Source organism: Sphingomonas sp. FUKUSWIS1 (assembly GCF_000733135.1).
GTDB lineage: Bacteria > Pseudomonadota > Alphaproteobacteria > Sphingomonadales > Sphingomonadaceae > Sphingomonas > Sphingomonas aerolata.
Window position 1 is genome coordinate 1 of sequence record NZ_JPJC01000283.1, and the last position, 1,816, is coordinate 1,816.

The window sequence follows — 1,816 nt, forward strand, 5'->3', positions numbered from 1 at the left end:
GTGGCGCGGCGTGCACGGGCTCGCCTACGCACCCGACGAGGTCGAACAGGTTGAAGGCCATGCCCATCGCCTCTGGCGCGACGCGCAGGGCCGTGCCGCGGTCGAGGAGTATCGGATCCGCGGGCTGGGCCATGGCACACCGCTGGCCACGACGGGCGCCGACGGCCTCGGCCAGCCGGGTCCGCACATGCTGGAGGCGGGGATCTCGTCGACGTTGCACAGCGCCGCGTTCTTCGGGCTGATCGAGCGCCCATCGGCGCGCGCGGCGGCGACCCGCGCGAAGCCGAAGCCCGCATCGCCGCGTCCGCACCCATGGAGCCACAGTCCGGGCCGATCGCAGGTCGGCGACATGATCAACGGTGCGCTCCGCGCTGCGGGGCTGCTGCGCTAGCCACGGGAGCGGATCCGGCAATGGTACGGGCGGGCGGCGCAGGTCGTGACGCCAAGGATCGATCGAGATCCACGCCAACCGCGAAGGCGGCAGCTTGCGGGGCGGCAATCCACTGTTATACCTTGGTATAACAGTCGTCGTATCCCGGGGGAAAATCCATGTCGTTGAAGCTCTTGGCCCTAGCTGGCGTCGCCACCGCCGCGCTTGTCGCGCCGGTTGGCGCGCAGGTCGCAAAGCCTGCACCGGTCGCCACGCTCGTCACCTCGGTCGATATTCCCTATCAGCAGTTCACGCTGAAGAACGGGTTGCGCGTGATCGTGCACACCGACCGCAAGGCGCCGGTCGTCGCGGTGTCGGTCTGGTATGACGTCGGGTCGAAGCACGAGCCGCAGGGCCGCACGGGCTTTGCGCATCTGTTCGAGCATCTGATGTTCAACGGCAGCGAGAATGCGCCGGGCGATTTCTTCGCGCCGCTGAAGGAGGTCGGGGCGACCGACTTTAACGGCACGACCTCGTTCGACCGGACCAACTATTTCGAGACGGTCCCCGCCGCTGCGCTCGAGCGCGCGCTGTTCCTCGAGAGCGACCGGATGGGGCATCTGACCGGCGCGATCACGCAGGGCGTGCTCGACGAGCAGCGCGGCGTCGTCCAGAACGAGAAGCGCCAGGGCGACAACCAGCCATACGGCCTCGTCCAGTACAAGCTGTTCGGCGGGCTGTTCCCCGCGGACACGCCCTATGGCCACACCCCGATCGGGTCGATGGCGGATCTCGACCGCGCCAGCCTTGCCGATGTGAAGGACTGGTTCCGCTCGCATTACGGCCCCAACAATGCGGTGCTGGTGCTCGCGGGCGATGTCGATGCGGCGACCGCAAAGCCGCTGGTCGAGAAATATTTCGGCGATATCAAGACGGGCCCAAAGTCGGTCCTGCCGACCGTCACCGTGCCGACGCTCGCCGCGCCGGTGAACGAGGTGATGAAGGACCGTGTCGCAGCGGTGATGATCAGCAAGAACTGGGCGGTGCCGGGGATGCTCGATCCCGATGCCGCGGCGCTCGACGTCGGCGGTACGGTGCTGGGTGGGCTCGCTTCGTCGCGGCTCGACAATGCATTGGTCCGCAAGGAGAAGCTCGCGGTCAATGTGTCCGCCGGCTATAGCGACATGGCGCAGATCGGCATGTTCACGATCCGCGCGATCGTGCGGCCGGGCGTCGATCCCGCGGTGGTGTCGAAGCGGCTCGACGAGATCCTTGCCGACTTCCTGAAGACCGGACCGACCGCGGACGAGATCCAGCGCGTCCAGACCCAGGCGGTCGCGGGTCGGATCCGCGGCTATGAATCGGTCGGCGGGTTCGGCGGCAAGGCGGTCGCGCTGGCGGGCGGCGCGCTTTATGCGAACGACCCGGGCCACTACAAGAAGGAGC

The 1,816-nt window shown here is 67.7% G+C and carries 1 protein-coding gene and 1 pseudogene; both read left to right on the forward strand.

What is annotated here, in order from left to right; all coding sequences use genetic code 11:
* Positions 1–391 (forward strand): annotated as a pseudogene (locus sphsw_RS20030) (hypothetical protein); the annotation flags it as partial.
* Between the two features lie 158 nt (positions 392–549).
* Positions 550–1,816 (forward strand): M16 family metallopeptidase (locus sphsw_RS18050; protein WP_031441834.1); only part of this gene is annotated, 1,267 nt, incomplete at its 3' end.